The organism is Tepidimonas sp., assembly GCF_046292505.1.
Taxonomy (GTDB): Bacteria; Pseudomonadota; Gammaproteobacteria; order Burkholderiales; family Burkholderiaceae_C; genus Tepidimonas.
This window is the reverse complement of the sequence record NZ_JBKBQX010000026.1, coordinates 1-21,701: the sequence shown is the minus strand read 5'-3', so window position 1 is coordinate 21,701 and position 21,701 is coordinate 1. Positions and strand designations below refer to the sequence as shown.

Here is a 21,701-nt window from a genome sequence, read left to right as displayed (position 1 = left end):
TCCAATTGCAATTCCTGCTCCGTCACCGGATGCCGTATCGTCAGCCGCCAGGCGTGCAGAAACATCCGCTTGAGCCCGAGCCGTGCCAGCAGGCGGTTCCATTCGAAATCGCCGTACTTGTCGTCACCGGCGATGGGATGGCCGGCGTGGGCCAGATGCACCCGGATCTGATGGGTGCGGCCGGTTTTGATGGTCACGGCCAACAATGTCATGCGCGGGGCGTCTGCCGCCGCACCGGGTGGCGGATGCACGTCCCCCAGCACCCGCACCAGCGAAATCGAGCGCTGTCCCAGGGGGTCGCGCGCATCGGTGACCCGCACGCGCCGCTCGCCGTCGGGCAGCAGGTATTTGTGCAAGGGGACATCGATCACCTTGCGGGCGGCGGGCCATTCGCCGCGCACCAGCGCCAGATAGGTTTTGCCCGTGCTGCGTTCGCGAAACTGGTCCTGCAGGCGTTTGAGCGCGCTGCGCCGCTTGGCCACGAGCAGCACGCCGCTGGTCTCGCGGTCCAGGCGGTGCACCAGTTCCAGCAGCGCCGCACCGGGCCGTGCCCGGCGCAGTTGTTCGATCACGCCGGACGACACACCGCTGCCGCCGTGCACGGCCACGCCGGCGGGCTTGTCGATCGCCAGCAGCCAATCGTCCTCGTAGAGCACGGGGAACTCCCGCGCGGGCACGGCCGCCGGTGCCGCGCCCATCACCCGTTCGGGCAGGCGCACCGGGGGCAGCCGCACATCGTCGCCCGCTTGCAGCCGGGTGTCGGCGCGGGCGCGCGCCTTGTTGACCCGAACCTCCCCGCTGCGGATGATGCGGTAGATCAGCGTTTTGGGCGCGCCTTTGAGTTCGCGCAGCAAAAAATTGTCGAGCCGCTGGTCGGCGGACTCGGCATCGACGGTGAGGTGACGGACGGCGGCATTGGACATGGGCAAGCGGCGACCCGCCCCCCAGCACACCACATGCCATGCGGTCCACGCCTATAATCCCAGCGTCTGTTTGGGCGCCAAAAAGGACCGGGTCGCCGCGAAGTGTACGGCACGCCGGTCGCTGCAGAGCGTAGACAGACACATTCTTGCCGAACCCTGGGCGGGGCGGCGCATCCGGGTCAGGTCCGTCGAGTTTGGGCCACCCGTCCCCGGATGGATGCGCCTTGCCCCGGTTGAACCGACGTTCATTCAGTCAGCGAACCCGATACGGAATACCCCCAACGTGCAGCCCGCGGCCGAGCCGAGTCGCCGTGTGGCGGGCTGTACGAGGATTCAGTGACCACCGAGACGCCCGCCTTCCCGTGCTGCACAACGGCCCGTCGTCCCTGTTCACCGTGATCCACGCGCCCATGCCTGGGAGCGCGTGACCCCCTGCCCGGCGCACGCCGGGCCAGGCTGACGCGCATCCCCGAGGCTCTCCGGCAATTCCTCCCCCGTTCGCTCGACCGGTCCGCGGTTCGCGGCATCCGCGCCCATCGAGGGCGCTTGTACGACCCAGTCTGAGGAACGCACGATGAAACGCATGCTGATCAACGCCACGCAGGCCGAGGAGCGCCGGCTGGCGATCGTCGATGGGCAAAAACTGCTCGACTACGAAGTCGAGATCGAAGGACGCGAGCAGCGCAAGGGCAACATTTACAAGGCCTTGGTGACGCGCGTGGAACCGTCGCTGGAGGCGTGCTTCGTCGATTACGGCGAGGACCGGCACGGTTTTTTGCCGTTCAAGGAAATCTCCAAGCAATACTTTCAGGGCAATGTGCCGCCGTCGCAGGCGCGCATCCAGGACGTCATCAAGGAAGGCCAGGAGCTGCTCGTCCAGGTGGAAAAAGAGGAACGCGGCAACAAGGGTGCGGCGCTGACCACCTTCATCAGCTTGGCGGGTCGCTACGTGGTGCTGATGCCGAACAATCCCCGCGGCGGCGGCGTCAGCCGGCGCATCGAGGGTGACGACCGTGCTGAATTGAAGGCGACGCTGGACAAGCTGGAATACCCCAATGGCATGTCCATCATTGCGCGCACTGCCGGCATCGGGCGCGAAGCGGCTGAACTGCAGTGGGACCTCAATTACCTGCTCAAACTCTGGAATGCGATTGAGGGCGCGGCCAAGGCGCTGTCCAAGCCGGAGCTGATCTACCAGGAGTCCACGCTGGTCATCCGCGCGATCCGCGACTATTTCAACAGCGACATTGGTGAGATTCTGATCGACACCGACGACATCTACGAGCAGGCGCGCGGCTTCATGTCGCACGTGATGCCGGAGTACGTCAACCGCGTCAAGCGCTACCGCGACAACGCGCCGCTGTTTTCGCGCTTCCAGATCGAGCACCAGATCGAGACCGCCTACAGCCGCACCGTGACGCTGCCATCGGGCGGTGCCATTGTGATCGACCAGACCGAGGCGCTGGTGGCCATCGACGTCAACTCGGCGCGCGCCATCAAAGGCGGCGACATCGAGGAGACCGCGCTGCGCACCAACCTGGAGGCCGCCGACGAGGTGGCGCGCCAGGCGCGGCTGCGCGACCTTGGCGGGCTGATCGTGATCGACTTCATCGACATGGAGGACAGCAAGAACCGCCGCGAGGTCGAAAACCGCCTGCGCGAGGCGCTCAAGCAGGACCGTGCGCGCGTGCAGTTTGCCCCGATCAGCAAATTTGGCCTGCTGGAGATGAGCCGCCAGCGCCTGCGCCCGACGCTGTCGGAGGGGGCCTCCATTCCCTGCCCGCGCTGCGGCGGCTCCGGCCACATTCGCGACACCGAATCGTCGGCGCTGCAGATCCTGCGCGTAATCCAGGAGGAGTCGCTGAAGGACAACACCGCCGCCGTGCTGGTGCAGGTGCCGGTGGATGTGGCGAGCTTTCTGCTCAACGAAAAGCGCGTCGAGATCACCAAGATCGAGCTCAAGCAGCGCATCAGCGTGCTGCTGGTGCCGAACAAGTCGCTGGAGACGCCGAATTACAAGCTGGAGCGCTTGAAGCACGACGACCCGCGCCTGGACAATCTGGACGCCAGCTACAAGCTGGCCGACATCGTCGAGGACGTGGCACTGGTGACGCGGCGCAGCCAGGAACGCACCAACCGGCAGGAGCCGATCATCAAGGGCGTGCTGCCGGACAGCCCCGCTCCCGTGACCGCACCGCGGGCCGAGGCACCGGCCGCCCCCGCCGCCGCGCCGGCCGTGGCACCGGTCAGCCCGGCGCCTGCGCCGGCCCCCGTACCTGCGCCGGCCGCCGCGCCCGTCGTACCCCCGGTGCCGGCCGAGACGGGCTTCCTGGCCTGGCTCAAGCGCCTGTTTGGGTGGCAGGCCGTTCCGGCCACCCCGCCGGCGCAGACGCCGGTGCCGGCGGTCGCCCCCGCGCCAGTCCCTGCGGTGGGTGTACCCGAGCGCGCCGGCAGCGACGAGCGCCGGGGCCGGGGCAACCGGGGAGGGCGCGGCCGCGGGGAAGCGGCGCGCAACGGTGACGGCCGAGAAGGCCGTGAAGGCCGCGCGGAACGCAGCGAGCGCAGCGAACGCGCCGAGCGCCCCCCGCGCCCCGAACGCGGTGAGGCCCGACCGGTGACCCGTGACGCAGGCGTGACGGCCACCGATGCGGCCTCCCCCGAGCCGCGTGCCGATGGCGCGTCCGGTGAGCGCCGGGAGCGCGGCGACCGACGTCCCCGCGCTGAGCGGGGCGAGCGGGCGGAGCGCGGCATGCGTCCTACCCGATCGGACGAGGCCCCTGCCGCCGAACCGGCTGCCGCGCTGGCGCCCACCGACGGCGGCCAGGGGGCGGCGAATGTGGCGCCCTCCGCCGACGACGGCACGGCGGGCGAGCCGCGCGAGCGCGGGGAACGCCGCCGCCGCGGGCGCCGCTCGCGCGCCGAGGCCACCGACAACGGAGCCGCGTCCGCCGCGACAGAAGCCGCACCCGAGGCCCTGACCGAAGCCGCCACCGCTGCGCCCGCGCCTGCGGCCGAGGACGGCGATGTGGGTGGCGCAACGGCGGCCGAGGCGGCCGAGACCACCCGCGCGCCGCGCGAGCGCCGCAGCCGCGACCGCTACGGGCGCGACCGCAGCCGCCGGCAGGATGGGGAGGGTGCCGCCGCTGCTGGCGGTGCAGAGGTCTCGGAAGCCGCTGCCGCGGCCGACGGCGGCGCGCTCGAACCGCCGCGTCGCTCGTACTTCACCGTGCCGCCGACCCCGGCGGAGTCCGCCGCCGCGTCGGCGGTGCCGGTGGAGCCGCAGTCCCCCGCATCGGTGTCGGCGCCGAGCGAGGCGCCTTCCGAAACGCCCGCTGAAGCGCTCACTGAAGCGCTCACTGAAGCGCCCGCGACGACGCTCGCCCCGATGCCCCCGGCCGCGGCCCCCGCGGCACAGCCGTCCGCCGCCGCGCAGCCCTACCGCCTGCCGGTCGAGGATCTGGCCGTCCTGGCCCGTCAAGCCGGTCTGGAATGGGTGCAGTCCGACGCCGACAAAGTGGCGGCGGTGCAGGCCGCCATCGCGGCCGAGCCGCCCCCGGTGCATGTGCCGCGCGAGCCGCGTCCTGCCCCCGCGGTCAGCGACGAGCCGCTAGTGCTGATCGAGACCAAACGGGATTTGCGCGAGCTGAAGTTCCCCTTTGACGCCTGAGCGAGGAGCCACCCGCCATGGACACCGACGCTTTTCCCGAAATCCCCGACCTCGTCTGGGGCGAGTCGCTGGTCACGGGCGATGGCCGCATGGACGAGACCCACGAGGAATTCGTCGCCCAACTGGCCCGGCTGCGTGCGCTGCCGCACGACCAACAGCTCGAGCCCTACCGCGCGCTGGTCGCGCACACGGTCGAGCACTTCGAGCGCGAGGAGCGCTGGATGGTGGCCGTCGGCTTTGCCGAGGACAACTGCCACGCCGCGCACCATCGGCAGATCCTGGACACCATGCGGGCCGTGGAGGAGCACTTCCTGCAAGGGGACCACGAGATCATCGACCGCATGGCGGCGGCGCTGGCCGAGTGGTTCCCCATGCATGCGCAGACCATGGATGCCGGGCTGGCGCAGCACATGCGGGCCGTGGGGTTCGACTCGCGCACCGAGACCCTGGCCGATCCCAGCCGGGTGCGGCCTGCGACCATGACCGGCTGCGGCAGCGTGCATTGCAGTTGAGGCGGCTGCGTCGTTTCTTCAACGGCGCGTACCGCCATTTCAAGTGACGTCCGGGGGCTTCGGCGCTAGGATGCGCACGAAGAAGGAGTCCCCATGACCGTCATCACCTGCATCGAAGATCTGCGCCGGCTGGCGCAACGGCGCGTGCCGCGCATGTTCTACGACTACGCCGACAGCGGCTCGTGGACCGAGAGCACCTACCGCGCCAACGAGTCCGACTTCCAGCCCATCAAGCTGCGCCAGCGGGTCGCCGTCAACATGGAAGGGCGCAGCACCCGCACCACCATGGTCGGCCAACCCGTGGCCATGCCGGTGGCGCTGGCGCCCACGGGGCTGACCGGCATGCAGCACGCCGATGGCGAAATTTTGGCCGCCCGCGCGGCGCGCGCGTTTGGCGTGCCCTTCACGCTCTCCACCATGAGCATTTGCTCCATCGAGGACGTGGCCCGCCACGCGGGGGAGGGCTTCTGGTTCCAGCTCTATGTGATGCGCGACCGCGACTTCATCGAGCGGTTGATCGACCGCGCCAAGGCTGCCAACTGTGGCGCGCTCGTGCTCACGCTCGATTTGCAGATTCTGGGTCAGCGCCACAAGGATCTGAAAAACGGCCTGTCCGCCCCGCCCAAGCTGACGTTGCCCAACATCATCAACATGATGACCAAACCCCGCTGGTGCCTGGGCATGCTGGGCACACCCCGGCGGCAGTTTGGCAACATCGTCGGGCATGTCAAAGGCGTGGCCGATATGGGCAGCCTGTCGGCGTGGACGGCGCAGCAGTTCGACCCACGGCTCAACTGGGGCGATGTCGAGTGGATCAAGAAGCGCTGGGGGGGTAAGCTCATCCTCAAGGGCATCATGGATGTGGAAGATGCCAAACTGGCCGCCGACTCCGGCGCGGATGCGCTGATCGTCAGCAACCACGGCGGGCGCCAGCTCGACGGGGCGGAGTCGAGCATCCGTGCGCTGCCGCGCATCGTGGAGGCGGTGGGGAAGCGCATCGAGGTGCATCTGGATGGCGGCATCCGCAGCGGCCAGGACGTGCTCAAGGCCCGTGCGCTGGGGGCGCGCGGCACCTACATCGGCCGCGCCTTCCTGTACGGCCTGGGGGCCATGGGCGAGGCGGGCGTGACCAAGGTGCTGGAGATCCTGCACAAAGAGCTCGACATCACCATGGCCTTTACCGGCCACACCAACATCGAGACGGTGGATCACTCGATTCTGATTCCAGGCACCTACCCGGTGGCCTGACGTTTCGGGCGCTCACCGGCCGCTGGCCCCGGCGGTGGCGCCCGTTCGGGGGAGCCAGCGCCACAGCAACGCTCCGGCGGCCAGCGCGCAACCGGCCGAAAAGGCAAAGGCGGGGCCGGCGCCCGCGTGTTCGTACAGCAGCCCGAACACGAACGACGCCGGCAGCAGCATGGCGCCGGTCGTCATGTTGAACCAGCCAAACGCGGTGCCGCGCAGCTGCGCCGGGGCCAAGTCGGCGACCAAGGCTTTTTCCACCCCCTCGGTGGCGGCCAGAAAGATGCCGTAGAACGCAAACCATCCGACCAACCACACGCCCGTGGGGTTGGACAGGCCCATGGCCAGGTAGAACAGCGCGTAGGCACCGTAACCCATGAGCAGCAGCCGGCGCCGGCCTATGCGGTCCGACAGCCCCGAAAGTGGCACGGACAGCACCATGGCGATGAACGAGACGGCCGCCCACAGCAGGGGGATCTGGGCCTGGGGAACGCCCAGCTCACTGGCCCGCAGCAACAGGAACATATTGGACGAGTTGCCCAGCGCGAACAGCGCCACGATCACGAGGTAGCGGCGAAAGACGGGCGGCAGGGCCGCGCCGCCGCTGCCGAGGCCGATCTGCGCAACGTTCGGGGCGGGCGCGGGCGTGGCCGGCTCGCGCAGCGCCAGGGCCAGGGCGACGCAGACCAGCGCGGGCACCCAGGTCCACAGGAACACTTCGCGCAGTGGCATGCCGCTGGCCAGCAAGGCCGCGGCCAGCAGCGGGCCGATCACCGCGCCTGCATTGTCCATGGCCCGGTGCACCCCGAAGGCCAGCCCGCGCCGATCCGCCCCGACGCTGGCGGCCAGCAGCGCGTCGCGCGGCGATGTGCGCAGCCCCTTGCCCACCCGGTCCGCAAACCGGATGGCCAGCAGCGCCGGCCAACTGGTCACCCAGGCGATCAGCGGGCGCCCCAGCGCCGCTAGACCGTAGCCGACGACGATCCAGGGTTTGCTGCGCCGTGTGCGGTCCACCACGACACCGGAGACCCATTTGAGCAGGCTGGCCGTCGCTTCGGCAATCCCCTCGATCAGGCCCAGGGCGCGCGGGCCCGCCATCAGCACCGAGGTCAGATAGAGCGGAACCAGGGGGTACACCAGCTCGGACGCCGAATCGTTGATCAGGCTGATCAAGCCGATGAGCCATACGGTGCGCGGCAACGCGCGGATCGTCTGCCACATGGTGCGTAGGGACGGGCTGCGAAGCGCCCCATCATACGCCGGTGCGGACAGCTCCGGTGTCGGGCGATCGCCGACCGCGCCCGGGGTCACTCTGTGTTAGAGTCAGGCCGTGCCGGGGCGTTTTTTCCGCTTGCGCCCCCCACGGGCGTCGCGGTCCACGGATCGCGGTGGTTCGTGACACCGCGTTGCCCAGGCGTTGGCGCGCGCCCACGTCCGGCCTTGCATGGCCGCCAACTTCGGTGGCGGATTTCTCGGCCATCGTTCCCAACACCCCCTGATGCGCTCGGCGGCTCCCAGGCCAGGCGTGCCTGCCCCCATCCCGCATCGCCACCCCAAGGAGGCCCCATGGCCAAAGAAGAATTGATCGAGATGCGCGGCACGGTCGACGAGATCCTGCCCGACTCCCGCTACCGCGTCACCCTGGAAAACGGCCACACTCTGGTCGCCTACACCGGGGGCAAGATGCGCAAGCATCACATCCGCATCCTGGCGGGCGACCGGGTGTCGCTGGAGCTGTCGCCCTACGACCTGAGCAAGGGCCGCATCACCTTCCGGCACCTGGAGCCGCGCACGGGCGGCGAGGCCCCCGGCGCTCGGCGCAAGCCGCGCTGACCAGCGCCGCTCACTTGCCCCAGCTGTCCTTCAGGCCCGCGATCCGGTTGAACACCGGCCGCTCGGGCGTGTGGTCCACGCGGTCGGTGCCGAAATAGCCGTGCCGCTCGAACTGGTAGCGCTCCTCGCGCGGAGCGTTTGCCAGCGAGGGCTCCAGGTAGGCCGTCACGACCCGCAGGCTGTCGGGGTTGAGCGCGGCCTTGAAGTCCTTGCCACCGGCATCGGGCTGCGGATCGGCGAACAGCCGGTCGTACAGGCGCACTTCGGCGGGCACCGCCTCGTGCATGCCCACCCAGGTCAGCGTGCCCTTGACCTTGACGGCGTCGGCCCCTGGGGTGCCGCTCTTGGTGTCGGGCACCACCGTGGCCAGCACGGCCGTGACGCGGCCGTCGGCGTCCTTCTCGCAGCCGGTGCATTCGACCACATAGCCGTATTTGAGGCGAACCTTGTTGCCGGGGAAGAGTCGGAAATAGCCCTTCGGGGGCGTTTCCATGAAGTCCTCGCGCTCGATCCAGACCTCCGGCCCCAGACTGAAATGGCGCTGACCCAGCTCTGGCCGCTGCGGATGCACCGGGGCGTTGCAGCGCTCGCGGTGGCCGGCATCGCCAAACACCTGCGCCCAGTTGGTGAGTTTGAGCTTGACCGGATCCAGTACCGCCATGGCGCGCGGCGCTTTGCCTTCCAGGTCGTCGCGCAGCGCGATCTCGAGGTTGCTGTAGTCGATCCACCCCCCGGCTTTGCTGACCCCGGTGCGTTCGCAGAACAGGCGGATGGCTTCGGGCGTGTAGCCGCGGCGGCGCAGACCGACGATGGTGGGCATGCGCGGGTCGTCCCAGCCGCTGACGATGCCCTCGTCCACCAGTTGTTTGAGTTTGCGCTTGCTGGTGACCACGTAGGTCAGGTTCAACCGGGCGAACTCGTACTGATGCGGCAGGTTGAAGGGCTCGATGCGGTGCGCCTCCAGGGCCGATGCCAGCAGCGGTGTGAACTGGTGCGTCTGCGCCTTGAGCAGTCCGAAGAATTCGCCCAGGTCGCGCAGCACCGCGTCACGGTCATGCTCCCACTTCGCAAACAGCGCCCGCATGCGCTGCTCGGGCTCGGTGTTCACGCCGAGCTTGTGCGCGTGGTTGTGGCAGTGCAGGGCAAATTCCTTGCCAGCTTCCACCCCCTGCTGTTCGATGCGCTCGATGAGCTGGCGGGCACGCTCGAATTGCGGCGTGCGCAGAATCGGCACGATGCGCTCGAGCAGCCAGTCGTAGAACGGCCGCTGGTCCTCGAACTCCAGCGTGCAAATGCTGTGGGTGATGTTTTCCAGCGCGTCCTCGATCGGGTGCGCGAAGGTGTACATCGGGTAGATGCACCAGGTGTCGCCGGTGTTGTGGTGCGTCGCGTGCTTGATTCGGTAGATGGCCGGGTCGCGCAGGTTGATGTTGGGCGAGGCCATGTCGATCTTCGCGCGCAGCACCATCGCCCCGTCCGCGTGTCGGCCGTCGCGCATTTCGCGAAAGCGCGCCAGGCTCTCCTCCGCCGGGCGGTTGCGGTAGGGGCTGTCGATGCCGGGCTCGGTCAGCGTGCCGCGGTTGGCCCGCATTTGCTCGGACGACTGCTCGTCGACGTAGGCGTGGCCGGTTTCGATCAGGTACTCGGCCGCCCGGTACATGAAGTCGAAGTAGTCGCTCGCGTAGTACAGGTGGCGGGTGCCGTGGGCTTCCCAGCTCCAGCCCAACCATTGGACGGCGTCCAGGATGGAGTCGACATACTCCTGGTCCTCCTTTTCGGGGTTGGTGTCGTCGAAGCGCATGTGGCAGACCCCGCCATAGGCTTGCGCCAGGCTGAAGTTGAGCCAAATGCTTTTGGCGTGGCCCACGTGCAGGTAGCCGTTGGGCTCCGGCGGGAAGCGCATGCGCACCCGGGCCGGGTCGGCCGTGCCCCGCTCGTGGTGGCTGCCGTCGCCGGGGCTGCCGCCCCAGGGGCGGCCGTGGTAGCGGCCCTGGGCCAGATCGCGCTCGATGATTTGGCGCAGAAAATTGCTGGCGGCGGGCGGGTGGTTGGAAGGGTGCGGGGCGTGGTCGCTCATGGCCCCGATTTTAGGCGGCCCCCGTCGCCAGGCAGACCCGGTTGCGCCCACCGCGCTTGGCCCGGTAGAGGGCCTCGTCGGCCTGATTGATCAGAATTCCGCCAGCAGCGAGCGCTGGTGTTCGCGCTCGACCTACAGGTTCCAGCAGGGCGCACCATTCGGCGACGGGATCGGCGCCGTTTTGCGGGGTGTGGGGGTTGTGGGGGGCGAGGGTGTCGGTGGCAGGGAGGGCGGATGGGCTCATGAACCCGGGATTGTAGGGGCCGGGGTATTGGGGGTGCGTCGGGCCGGCTGCGCCGGTCCGTTACGTCTGTTTACAGCCGTCACAAAACGGCAACCCGCCATGCGCTGCACCGGTGGTTCAATGACGGTATCGATGTTCCAGGAGCGCACACCATGAACCCTCTGACTCTGTTGCGCCCCGCGTCCCAGGGCCGGGGCTTGGCTGTTGCGGCGTTGGCGCTGGCTGGCACGGCGCATGCCGGCGATGTGTACTGGTCGATCGGCGTACATCAGCCGGGCGTGACCGTGGGGGTGGGCAACACCCCGCCGGTGGTGATTGCGCCGGCGCCCCGCGTGGTCATGGTGCCCCCGGTGGTGGTGTCGCCCCCGGTGGCCGTGGTGGCTCCCGCGTATGGCTATGTGATGCCTCCGGGGCACCGCAAGCACCGACACCGACATTGGCACCTCCGCGAATGGGAGGGGCGCTCCGGTTGGGATGACCGGCGCGGTTGGCGCGACGACGGCTGGCACCGCCACGACGACTGGCGCGACCGACGCTGACGCCCGTGGGCGACGTGTGGCGGGCCGTTACACTCGCCGCTTCGCTCACTCGCGCGTCTGTCCATGGATGTCACCCTGCTGCTCAAGGCCGCCCTCATGGGGGTGGTCGAGGGCCTGACCGAGTTTTTGCCCGTTTCGTCCACCGGTCACCTGATCCTCACCGCCGCCGTGCTGCGTTTGACGGGGGAGACGATCAAGGTGTTCGAGGTGGTCATCCAGACCGGGGCGATTCTGGCCATCGTGGGCCTGTATTGGCAGCGACTGATCGGCACCCTGCGCGGGCTGCCGCGCGAGGCACAGGCACAGCGCTTTACCGTCAACGTGCTGCTCGGTTTTTTGCCGGCGGCATTGGCGGGGTTTTGGTTCATTGGGCCGATCAAGGCCGTGCTCTTCAACGCCTGGGTGGTGGCGGCCGGCTTCATCGCCGGCGGGCTGATCATGCTGTGGGTGGAGGCCGTCCAGGCCCGCCAGCCCGCGGCGCGGGTGGCGACCGTGGACGATTTGGGCTGGCGCGATGCGCTGGCGGTGGGGTTGATCCAGTGCGCGGCCCTGGTGCCGGGGGTCAGCCGGTCAGGGGCGACCATCATCGGCGGCATGGCGCTCGGCCTGTCGCGGCGCGCGGCGACCGAGTTCAGCTTCTTCCTCGCCATTCCGGTCATCTTTGGGGCGGCCGCCTACGATCTGTACAAGCACCGCGAACTGCTGGCGGCCGAAGACCTGCCGTTGTTTGCGGTGGGGCTGGTGGCGTCCTTCGTGTCGGCGTGGGTGTGCGTGCGCTGGTTGCTGCGCTATGTGGCCACCCACACCTTCGTGCCGTTTGCGTGGTACCGCATCGGCTTTGGTGTGCTGATCCTCGCCAGCGGCGCGTTCGGCGGGGTCAACTGGACGCCGTGACGGACGCCATGAAGTGCCGCAGCGCGCGGTCGATGGCCGCGGCCGTGGCTTCCGGGTGCTCCATGGGGAACAGGTGCGTGCCGTCGATGAACTGCAGCCGCTCGGACGGTTCGCGCCCGCACAGCGTGTGCGTCATCGTCAGGCCCACCCGGCGCATCTCTTCGGACTGCGTGCCCCCGACGAAGGCCACCGGGCAGGCCAGCGGGTGGCGGCGCAGCAGCCGGTCCAGGTGGTGCGGCAGGGTGTTGTAGATGGCGGTTTCGATGTCGCGGTCGAAGGTCAGCACGCGCTGCGTGCCCTGTGGCGTGTGCACATCGTGCGTGCCGTGGGCGATGTAGTCGGCCAGCACGCGCGGGTCCCAGCGGGCGAAGGCGCGCTTGTGGCGAAAGTGCTCCAGCGCCTCCTGGGCGCTGGCCCAGCGGTTGCGGCGCTTGCGACTGACCTGACCCGGTGAGACGGCACCGATCAGCCGGGTGTGTTTGGCCGCGGCGAGGGCGCGCGCCTTCCAGCCCCCGAGGACGGGGGAATCGAGCATGACCACACCGCGCACCGGCTGACCGGCCAGCACGGGGTGGCGGGCGGCGCACATCAGGCTCAGAAAACCGCCGAGCGAGTGGCCGACGAGGAACAGCGGCGCGTCGCCGGGACCGACCTGCGCTTCCACGAAGTCGGCGAGCTGTTGCACCAGGTGCGGCCAGTTGCTGGTGACGGGGTAGCGTGGATCGTGGCCGTAGCGCTCCACCGCGGTGACGCGATAGCCCCGCTCGCGCAGGGCCTGGAGAACGACGCTGTAGGTGCCGGCCGGGAAGCTGTTGCCGTGCGAGAAGACGATGCAAGGGCGAGGGGATGTGGCACTCATGGGGTCAGATCAGTCTGTCCTTGGGGTCCGTGATCTTGCGCAGCGCCGCATGGCGCCCGCCCGGGATGGCGAGCGGACCGGCCGGGTCCCAGTTGGGGGCTGCGATCTGATCGAAGGCTTCGCGCAGCTTGCGCCCCCAGGTGCTGCGCAGCATGTGAAAGTAGGCGTTGTGCTCGTCGATGCACACCACCCGGTCGCTGGCACAGCGGTCGGCCTCGTAGACCGCCAAGTCCAGCGGCAACCCGACCGACAGATTGGACTTGAGCGTGGAGTCCATGGAGATCAGCAAGCACTTGGTGGCTTCTTCCAGCGGCGTGTCGGGGGTGATGACGCGGTCGAGCACGGGTTTGCCGTACTTGCTCTCGCCAATCTGAAAAAACGGGGTTTCCGCGGTGGCCTCGATGAAATTGCCGGGGGAGTAGACCTGAAACAGCCGCATGCCCTCGCCGCGGATCTGGCCGCCAAAGATGAGGCTGGCGTTGAATTCGATGCCGGAGCGGCGCAAGGCCTCGCCGTCGCGCTGGTAAACGTGGCGCACAGCCGAGCCCAGCACGCGGGTGGCGTCGAACATGCTGCGTGCGTTCCAGATGGTGATCGGCTCGCCCCCATCGGGGTCTTTCAACTGCTCGGTCTGCAGGATTTCGCGGATCGACTGCGAGATGCTGAGGTTGCCGGCCGACAACAAGCACATGAAGCGGTCGCCGGGCTTCTCGTAGACGATCATCTTGCGAAACGTGCTGATCTGGTCCAGCCCGGCGTTGGTGCGCGAGTCGGACAGAAACACCATGCCAGCCTTGAGTTTGACGGCGACGCAATAGGTCATGGGATGGCGGTCGATCGAACGACCGTTCGCTGTGGGACGGGCAACTATGGTAGCGCCTGCCGCAGCGCGGCGCGCAGGGCGCTGTCGCGTTCGGTGCGCCGGCGCAGCGCCGCGCGCAGCGTGGCGTCGCCGCCCGGCAGCACGAGCGTGAGCCGCTGGCGCGCGCGCGTGATGCCGGTGTAGAGCAGCTCGCGCGTCAGGATCGGGCTTTCGGCATCGGGCGGCAGCACCAGCACCACGTGGTCGAATTCGCTACCCTGCGCCTTGTGGACCGTCAGCGCCCAGGCGCTCGCGGTGTCGGCCAGTTGACCGGCGCTGACCCACTGCACGCCGCCGGGCCGCTGCGGCGCCGGCAGCGCCAGGCGCCAGCGCCGCGCGCCATCGGCGTGCGGCCGCGCCAGCAGCAGGCCCAGGTCACCGTTCATCACGCCCAGGCGCGGCTGGTTGCGCGTGACCAGCCACGGCTGGCCGCTGCGGCCGTGCGGGCCGACCGCGGCCCCGGGGGCCAGCCGCGCCGCTTCCGTCTGCAGGCGCGCATCCAGCCCCTCCACGCCCCACGGCCCCCGGCGCAGCGCGGCCAGCACCTGCAGCCGCGCCTGCTGCCGCAGCAGGCCGGCCGCCCAGGCGTCGGGGTCGCCGTCCGGCGGCGCGTGCGCCGCCGCCTGCAGCCAGGGCGTCACTGCCGCGCGCCAGGTGTCCAGCCAGCCGTCGGCGGCCTGCGCGCCGAGGTGAATGCTGACGCCCTCGCCAGGGTCGCGCAGCAGCGCCCGCACGGCGTCCTCGTCGCCGTCGCGCACCGCGGCGGCCCAGTGGCCGATGGCGCCGCCGGCGTCGAAACGGTGGCTGCGGCGCAGCATCGCCACCGCCTGATCGAGCGTGTCGCCGCCGGCGTCGATCCATTCGGTCGGCGGGGCTTGCCCGGTGGCGGCGGCAAGCCATGCGGCCGTCTGCGGGTGCCAGCGGCCTGCGCGCGCGTGGGCGCACAGCTCCGCGAGCACCGCGCCGGCCTGCACCGAGGCGAGCTGGTCGCGGTCGCCGAGCAGGATCAGCCGCGCCTGCGGCGGCAGCGCCCGCAGCAGCGCGTGCAGCAGCTCCAGATCGACCATCGACGCCTCATCGACCACCAGCGCGTCCAGCGGCAGCGGCTGGCGCTCGTCGTGGCGCGCGCCGCTGCCGTCGGGCCGCTGGCCCAGCAGCGCGTGCACCGTGACGGCGCTGCGCGGCAGGTGCGGCTGCAGCGTCGCCCACGGCAGCGGCAGCGCCCGGGTGGCGAGCTGCCGCCAGGCGTCGCCGAGGGCGGCGCTCAGGCGCGCGGCGGCCTTGCCGGTGGGGGCCGCGAGGCCCACGGCCAGTGGCGCGCAGCCGCCTTGCAACGCCAGCCCCTGCAGCAGCGCCAGCAGCCGCGCGACGGTGGTGGTCTTGCCGGTGCCGGGGCCGCCGGTGATGACCGCCAGCCGCTGCCGCAGCGCCAGCGCGCACGCCAGCCGCTGCGCGTCGGGCTGCGCCGGCGGCGGGCCGAACAGCGCCTCGATCCATGGCCGCAGGGCGTCGGCGGCGGGCGCCTCCGCTGCGGTCAGCCGCTGCGCCAGCGCCTGCGCCACTTCGCGCTCGCGCCGGAAGTGGCGGCCCAGGTAGAGCACGCCGCCGGCGGCGACCACCGGCGTCAGCGGCGTGCCTGCGCCGACCCAGCCGGGGCCGTGCAGCGCCGTTGTGCCGTCGGCGTGCAGGCGCTGCAGCAGCCAGCGCGCGCAGGGGCCGGTGGCGTCGTCCGCACGGACTTCCGCCCAGCGCCAGGCGACGTGGCCGTCGGCGGCGCGGCGCAGCAGCACCGCGGTGGCCAGCAGCGCCTCGAGGTTGGCCTGCGGGCACAGCGCGGCGGCCTGGTGCGCCAGCGTCGCCTCCGCCGGGCGCAGCTCGCCGGCCTGCAGGCCGCGCTGCAGCCAGGCTTCCAGCTCGGGGCAGGGCGCGGTCATGCCGTCACCTCCGCGCCGCGCAAGAGGGCGTCGAGCCGCTGCACCAGCGGCCACGGTTCGGCCAGATGCCAGGCGCCGGCGCCGGGGGCGGCCACGCCACGCCAGAACACGCACAGCGCCCCGCCCAGCTGCCGGGCCGGCTCGTAGCGCGGCCCCAGCCGCTGCCCCAGCCAGCGGTGCAGCGCCAGCAGATAGAGCGCCGCCTGCGCGTCGTAGCGCTGGCGCAGCACCTCGGCCTGCACCGCCGCGGCATGGTAGGCGGCGTCGTCCGGCCCGAGCGCGTTGGATTTGTGGTCCAGCACCCAGTAGCGTCCGTCGTGTTCGAAGACGAGGTCCATGAAGCCTTTGAGCATTCCGTGCAGCGTCACGGCACCGAGCGCCGGGCGCGGCTGGCCCGGCGCGACGTGGGCGAGCAGCAGGCGGTCGAGCGCGCGCGCCTCGGCGGCGGCGTCGATGCGCAGCCAGAACGGCACCTCCGGCTCGGCGTGCGTGAGCTGCCGCAGCCGCACGCCCGGGCTGCCGGGCAGCGGCAGTTCGGCGTCGCCGATCGCGTGCGCCCAGCGCGCGAGGTCCGCGGCGTCGGCCGGCAGGCGCTCGGACGCCCAGCCGAGCCCCTGCAGCGTGCGTTGCGCCAGCGGCTGCAGGGCATCCGGCGCGCCGTCGGGCCAGCCGTGGCGCTGGCAGGCCTCCAGCAGCGCGTGCAGCGCCACGCCGGGCTGTGCGCCGCGCGGCCAGCGGTGCCACGGCGCGGTGGCGGGGGCCTCGTCGCGGATGTCGGCAGCGCCGGGGTCGGGTGCGCCGGGATCGTCGTCGCCGACGTGTGCCTCGGTGGCGGCGTCGGCGCCGGCCGGCGCCTCGTGCGCGGCGCGCGCCAGCGCGCTGTAGCTGGCGATCCACCAGCTCGGCCCCTCGCGCGGGCGCGCGACGTGCGCCCAGGCGGCGGGGCGTGTGGGCGTCACGGCTGGGGTGCTGGCGCGGGCGGCAGGGGCGGTCTCGTCGTCGGCCAGCCCGGTGCAAGCAATGGTGCCGCCGCTGGCTGCCGCCACCTCGTCCAGCCGCGTTGGAGTCTGCTCGGCCAGCGTGGCGGCGTCCGCTCCCTGCAGCCCGAGCAGCCGCGCCAGCGCGCTGGACGCCAGAGCCGGCTCCAGCGCCACGCTGACCCAGGTCAGGTGCACCGCGCGCGTCAGCGCGACGTAGAGCTTGCGCGTGTCTTCCAGCAGGCGCTCGCGCTCGGCGCGCTCGAGTGCCTGCAGCCACGCCTCGCCGTCGCTCGGCAACGTCACGCGTGCGTGGCCCGCGTCGTCGTGCCAGCGCAGCACCCGTGGACGGTTGTACTTGTCGTCCAGCGAGCGGGCGCGCCCGGCAAACGGCAGCAGCACGAGCGGAAACTGCAGCCCCTTGGCCTTGTGCACGGTGATGACGGGGATGGCCTGCGGCGTGCCGTCGAGCCGGCGTTCCACGCCGGTCAGCGCCGGGTCGTCGCCGGCGGGGGAGGGGGCGGTGCCCTCCTGCCGGGCCAGGCGCAGCAGCGCCAGCGTCGCCTCCACCCCGCCGCGGCCGCGCTGGCGCGCCGCCTGCTGCAGCCATTCGGCCATGTGCAGCAGATCCGCCAGCGCCCGCGCCCCGGGGCTGGGGTGGTCGGCGGGGCGGGCCAGCAGCCGCGCGGCCACGCCGAAGTCGTGCATCAGCGCGCGTACCGCGGCCAGCACGCCGTGGCGCTGCCACAGCGCGTGGTAGTGTGCAAAGCGCTCGAGCGTCGCGTCCCAGGCGTCCTCGTCGCGCAGCAGGGCGGCGAGCGCCGCCGCGTCCAGCCCCAGGGCCGGCGTCAGCAGCGCGTGGGCGATGGCGTCACGGTCGTGCGGGTGGGCGCAGGCGTGCAGCCACGCCTGCAGGTCGTCGGCCTCGGGGCCGTCCCATACAGAGGTCTTCTCGGACCGGTAGGCGCTGGCGAGTCCATGCCGTCGCAGCGCGCGCGCGATCGCCTGCGCCTCCTGGCCGTCGTTGACGAGGATGGCCAGATCCTGCGGCTGCAGCGGGCGCAGCCGCCCGTCGCGCTCGAAGCCGCAGCGCCCCGCCGCCGAGCCCTTGAGCCACCGCGCCACGGTGGCCGCGCAGGCGGCGGCGAGCCGCTCCCGCACGCCGTCGCGCCTGAGCTTCTCGCTCTCGGGCCGCCACAGCGCGAAGGTCAGCGCTGCGCCGCTTGCAGCGTCGTCGTCGCGCCAGCGCTCGGCCTGGCCGCGCGGCTGCGCCGGCAGGAACGGCACCGGCTGCGTGCCGTCGCGCGCAAAGCCGAACGCCCCGTCCGGCAGCGTGCGCTCGGCGACGCCGAACAGGGCGTTGACGGCCTGCACCATCGCCGTGCTGCTGCGGTGGTTGACCGCCAGCGACCAGATGCGCCCGGCGCAGGCGGCGCGCGCCTGCAGGTAGCTGTGGATGTCGGCGTGGCGGAAGGCGTAGATGGCCTGCTTGGGGTCGCCGATCAGCAGCAGCGCGGTGCCGGGGCAGGGCCGCTCGGGCCGGTAGATGGCTTGCAGGATACGCCACTGGCGCGGGTCGGTGTCCTGGAATTCATCGACCAGCGCCACCGGCTGCTGCTGGCGCAGGCGCTGGGCGAGCGCCGCGCCCTGCGGGCCGGCGAGCGCCTCGTCCACGCGGCGCAGCATCTCGTCGAAGGTGAGCTGCTCGGCGGCGCGCAGCTGCGCGCGCATGCGCTGCGCCACCCACACGGCGGCGTGGCGCGTCAGCGCCCCGGGGACGCCGGGCAGGGCGGCCAGGCGGGCTTCCAGTCGGGGCAGCTCGCGCAGCAGCGGCAGCGCCTCGACCTCGGGGGGCAGGGGGCCTGCACTGCCGCGCAAGTGTTCCAGCGTCATCCGTTGGCGGGCATCCTTCGAGCGATTCGGTTCCGTCGCTTCGGGGGTGTTGGCCCATTGACGAAGCTTTTCGAACCAGCCCCGCACGGTGGGCTTCTGGGGGCTGAGGTGTTTCAGCAAATCGTGCCGTTCCAGCACCGCTTCGGCCTCGTCGATCCACGCCGGCCATGGCGCCTTCAGCGCCGCCAGCGCCTGCGCGCGCGTGGCCTCGGCCTGCCGCAGCACGTCGGGGAGGCTGCGCGCAGGCAGGCCCGGATCCTGCGCCGCCCACGGCTCGGCGTGGTCGAGCAGATCCTTGATCGCCTTGTCCAGCTCGTCCGGCGAGCCCCAGACGTCCAGCACCTGCGCGGCGGCGGCTTCGTCCAGCGGCAGCACGTGCAGCCGCCACCAGTCACGCACCACCTCGCGGCGCAGCGCGGCGGTGTCCTGCAGGATGCGTGGCGCGAACGGCTCGCCGCTGAGCAGCGCCTGCTCGCGCAAGATGCGCTGGCACCAGCCGTGCAGCGTGCTGATCGGCGCCTCGTCCAGCGCGTCGGCGGCCTCGGTCAGGCGGCGCGCCAGCGCGGGCCATTGGGTTTGCGGGTAACGCGCGCGCAGCGCCAGCAGCCGCTCCACCGCCGCATCGGCGGGGTCGAGCGCCTCGCCGCCGAAGACGGCGGCGGCCTGCAGCAGGCGCGCCTGGATGCGGCTGCGCAGCTCCTGCGTGGCGGCGTCGGTGAAGGTGACGACCAAGATCTGCCGCGGCGACAGCGGCGGCGGCCCGGCCTCGCCGGCGGGTGCGCCCAGCACCAGCCGCACCACAAGCAGCGCCATCGTCCAGGTCTTGCCGCTGCCGGCGCTGGCCTCGATCAGCTGGCTGCCCTGCAGCGGTAGGGTCAGCACGTCCAGTTCGGGCAGGTTGGGGTTCATGCGGCGGACTCCTCGGCGCATGCGGCGCTGTCGCCATGGCCGCTGGCCAGATGCGCGTGCAGCGGCGTCAGCAGCGCCTCGGCCCAGCGCGCGAAGGCCCCGTGCGCGTGCGCCTCGCGCGGGCCGGCCAGCGCCTCGAACGTCGGGTAGTGGCGCCGCCACAGCGGTTCCTTGGCCTGGCCGTGGTCGCTTTCGTAGGCCTTGCGGGCCTCCTCCCACGCCGCGGCAGGGGCCGCGTTCTTGCCGCGCAGCTTGCCCCAATAGGCCGCGGCGGCGTGGCGTGGCAGCGGCAGCGGCGCTGCGCCGTGCAGCCCTTCGTGCCACGCCTGCCACAGCGTCGTCCAGATGTCGGTGACGGCCTGCGGCTGCAGCGGCCGCATCCGCCCAACGCCCAGGGGGGTGGCGATCCAGCTCGTCACGGGCCCAAGCGCGACGTTGAGCGCGACGTGCTCGGCCCAGGTGCGCAGCAGCCGGTGCAGGGCGTAGGTCTTGGCGTCGAGCTTCTTGCCTTCGACGAGGGCGCTGCCGAGCGTCACCAGCCGCGCCAGCGCGCCGTCGTCGCCGCGCCGCAGCGCCGGCAGCACGTCGCGGATCGCAAGCGCCGGGCCGTCCGGCAGCGCGAGCGTCGTCTCCAGCCGCGTCCGCTCGGCCACCGGGTGGGGGTGGCGCGCGGCAAGTGCCCGGGCATGATCCCAGACCCGGCGGATCGCTTCGTCCCAGTCGCGCGCGAGCCATGCCCCGGCGGTGCCATCCGGCCAGTCGCCGGCCAGTTCGGCGCGGCGGCGGGCGCGTCGGGCGGCGGCCTGCGCGGCGGCTTCGTCGGCGCCGGCCAAGGCAGCGTCCACCACCGCTTCCACCCACGCCAGCCGGGTGCGCCACTGCTGCAGGCCGTCGGGCGCGAACGGCTCGGCGTCGTCATCGGCCTCGTCGTCGTGCGGCAGCGCCAGCCCCAGGCGCTGGCGCGCGTAGGCGCGCGCCGGGTCCTGCAGCAGCTCGGCCAGCGCCGCCACCGACACCGGGATGGGCTGGCTCGGGTCGGGCCTGACCGCCGGCGCCGTCGGCCGGCTCATCGTCTCGGCGGCCGCGCCGGCGGCGAGCCACTCGCGCGCGTAGCTGCATGCACCGACGAGCGGCGGGGGGGCGCCGTCGGCCACCGGCTCCGCGCTGAAGTTGGCGGGGTCGAACGGGTGCAGCGGGTGCGCGCGCGTCAGCGCCTCGGCCACGTCGCCCTGCAGGCCCGGCGCCAGCCGCCACTGGCGGTTGAGGTGGTGGCGCAGCTGGGCCACGGGCAGCGCCGGCTGGCGCTCGGTGTCGTCCACCGGGTGGCGGCCCAGCCACGCCATGCCGAGGTGCTCGCGCGCCGACAGCACCGCCTCCAGCAGCAGGTAGAGGTCCTCATGCCGGCGCAGGCGGTCGCCGGGGCGCGGCACGGCGGCCATCAGGTCGTGCGTGTCGCCCTGTGGCCGGCGCGGGAAGTTGCCGTCGTGCAGGCCGAGCAGGTAAATGCGGCGAAACGGCACCGCGCGCATCGGCAGCAGCGTGGCGAACGTCACCCCGCCGCCGAGGAAGCGGGCCGGCGCGCCGCCGCCACCGGCCAGCGCCAGCCACGCATCGGCGACGACGGCGGCGGGAATGGGCTCGGCGCCGGCCTCGGCGGCCTGCCGCGCCCAGCGATCCGCCGCGGCGCGCAGCCGTGCCACCGCCAGCGTGCCCTCCACGTCGTCCGCCGCCGGCTGCAGGAACTGCGCCAGCAGCGCGTGCAGCCGCTGCCCCCAGCCGGCGGCGTCCGTCGGTTCGGCCAGGCGCTGCGTCCACGTCGCCACGGCGTCGATGAAGGTCTGCAGCCGGTGCAGCAGCTCGCCCTGCAGTACCGCCACACCGCGCGCCGGCAGCAGGCGGTCCTGCCACGGCTCGTCCTCGGCGCCGAGCACGGCGCCCAGCCACAGGCGCTGCAGCCCTTCGCGCCAGGTGTAGCGCTCGGCCAGCGCGCCGCCGTCGGTGGCCAGCCCCAGGCGCTGGCGGTGCGCGCCGTCCAGGCCCCAGCGGATCGCGGCCTCGCGGCGCCACGCGCGCAAGGTGTCGAGGTCGTCCGCCGCCAGGCCGAAGGCGCGCGCCACCGCCGGGATGTCGAGCCAGTCCAGCACCTCGCTGCCGCTCAGGCGCAGCGCCTCGGGGTGCAGCAGCGCGCGCAGCCACTCGCGCAGGCGCGCGGCGGTGTCGTCGTCCACGTCGGCCAGCTGATACGGGATGCGGCGCGCATCGTCCGGCGGCAGGCTGCCCCAGACCGCGTGCACCAGCGGCGCGTAGGCGGCGATGTCGGGCGCGAAGACGGCGAT

General features: G+C 71.8%; 13 protein-coding genes and 1 pseudogene. 6 read left to right on the top strand and 8 right to left on the bottom strand.

Going from position 1 to position 21,701, the window contains the following annotated elements:
- Positions 1–923, bottom strand: a 923-nt coding sequence (locus ACK4TH_RS09840) for an RluA family pseudouridine synthase (RefSeq protein WP_409625790.1), incomplete at its 3' end; no start/stop codon positions are given.
- Between the two features lie 574 nt (positions 924–1,497).
- Here ACK4TH_RS09840 and ACK4TH_RS09835 point away from each other — a divergent pair.
- The 3 genes from ACK4TH_RS09835 to ACK4TH_RS09825 all read left to right on the top strand — a co-directional run bounded on the left by ACK4TH_RS09835 (position 1,498) and on the right by ACK4TH_RS09825 (position 6,350).
- Positions 1,498–4,590, top strand: a complete 3,093-nt coding sequence (locus tag ACK4TH_RS09835) for an Rne/Rng family ribonuclease (RefSeq protein WP_409625787.1) — start codon at positions 1,498–1,500, stop codon at positions 4,588–4,590.
- Between the two features lie 17 nt (positions 4,591–4,607).
- Complete coding sequence (locus ACK4TH_RS09830) at positions 4,608–5,102, top strand: bacteriohemerythrin (protein ID WP_409625784.1); 495 nt, start codon at positions 4,608–4,610, stop codon at positions 5,100–5,102.
- Between the two features lie 93 nt (positions 5,103–5,195).
- Positions 5,196–6,350 carry an L-lactate dehydrogenase gene (locus ACK4TH_RS09825; protein WP_409625781.1) on the top strand — a complete coding sequence of 385 codons (1,155 nt, stop codon included), beginning with the start codon at positions 5,196–5,198 and terminating at the stop codon, positions 6,348–6,350.
- Positions 6,351–6,362: 12 nt separating this feature from the next.
- Here the strand turns inward: ACK4TH_RS09825 and ACK4TH_RS09820 are convergent, their stop codons facing one another.
- Positions 6,363–7,565 (bottom strand): MFS transporter, encoded by a 1,203-nt coding sequence (locus ACK4TH_RS09820; protein ID WP_409625778.1) that lies wholly within the window; start codon positions 7,563–7,565, stop codon positions 6,363–6,365.
- 345 nt (positions 7,566–7,910) lie between these two features.
- Here ACK4TH_RS09820 and infA point away from each other — a divergent pair, with 345 nt between their 5' ends.
- Positions 7,911–8,177, top strand: a complete 267-nt coding sequence (gene infA / locus ACK4TH_RS09815; RefSeq protein ID WP_409625775.1) for a translation initiation factor IF-1 — start codon at positions 7,911–7,913, stop codon at positions 8,175–8,177.
- A gap of 10 nt (positions 8,178–8,187) precedes the next feature.
- On the opposite strand, the gene ACK4TH_RS09810 is transcribed toward infA, so the two are convergent.
- Complete coding sequence (locus tag ACK4TH_RS09810; RefSeq protein ID WP_409625772.1) at positions 8,188–10,254, bottom strand: glutamine--tRNA ligase; 2,067 nt, start codon at positions 10,252–10,254, stop codon at positions 8,188–8,190.
- Between the two features lie 396 nt (positions 10,255–10,650).
- On the opposite strand from ACK4TH_RS09810, the gene ACK4TH_RS09805 reads away from it, so the two are divergent.
- Both ACK4TH_RS09805 and ACK4TH_RS09800 read left to right on the top strand, forming a co-directional pair.
- The gene (locus tag ACK4TH_RS09805; protein WP_409625770.1) at positions 10,651–11,037 is read left to right on the top strand and encodes a hypothetical protein; all 387 of its coding nucleotides are present in this window, start codon (positions 10,651–10,653) and stop codon (positions 11,035–11,037) included.
- 63 nt (positions 11,038–11,100) lie between these two features.
- Positions 11,101–11,931, top strand: coding sequence for an undecaprenyl-diphosphate phosphatase (locus ACK4TH_RS09800; RefSeq protein WP_409625767.1), 831 nt, complete (start codon positions 11,101–11,103; stop codon positions 11,929–11,931).
- Here ACK4TH_RS09800 and ACK4TH_RS09795 read toward each other — a convergent pair.
- The 5 genes and pseudogenes from ACK4TH_RS09795 to ACK4TH_RS09775 form a co-directional block, all read right to left on the bottom strand.
- Positions 11,915–12,790 carry an alpha/beta hydrolase gene (locus tag ACK4TH_RS09795; RefSeq protein WP_409625764.1) on the bottom strand — a complete coding sequence of 292 codons (876 nt, stop codon included), beginning with the start codon at positions 12,788–12,790 and terminating at the stop codon, positions 11,915–11,917. The two genes, ACK4TH_RS09800 and ACK4TH_RS09795, sit on opposite strands and share 17 nt — an antisense overlap.
- Before the next feature lie 4 nt (positions 12,791–12,794).
- Positions 12,795–13,613, bottom strand: coding sequence for a peptidase (locus tag ACK4TH_RS09790; RefSeq protein WP_409625761.1), 819 nt, complete (start codon positions 13,611–13,613; stop codon positions 12,795–12,797).
- Between the two features lie 44 nt (positions 13,614–13,657).
- The gene (gene recD, locus ACK4TH_RS09785; RefSeq protein ID WP_409625758.1) at positions 13,658–15,586 is read right to left on the bottom strand and encodes an exodeoxyribonuclease V subunit alpha; all 1,929 of its coding nucleotides are present in this window, start codon (positions 15,584–15,586) and stop codon (positions 13,658–13,660) included.
- On the bottom strand, positions 15,583–19,365 hold the full coding sequence (recB, locus tag ACK4TH_RS09780; RefSeq protein ID WP_409625754.1) for an exodeoxyribonuclease V subunit beta: 3,783 nt from the start codon (positions 19,363–19,365) through the stop codon (positions 15,583–15,585). The genes recD and recB overlap by 4 nt, the downstream gene beginning before the upstream one ends.
- Positions 19,362–21,701: pseudogene (locus ACK4TH_RS09775) on the bottom strand (hypothetical protein); the annotation flags it as partial. The pseudogene ACK4TH_RS09775 and the gene recB, both read right to left, overlap by 4 nt.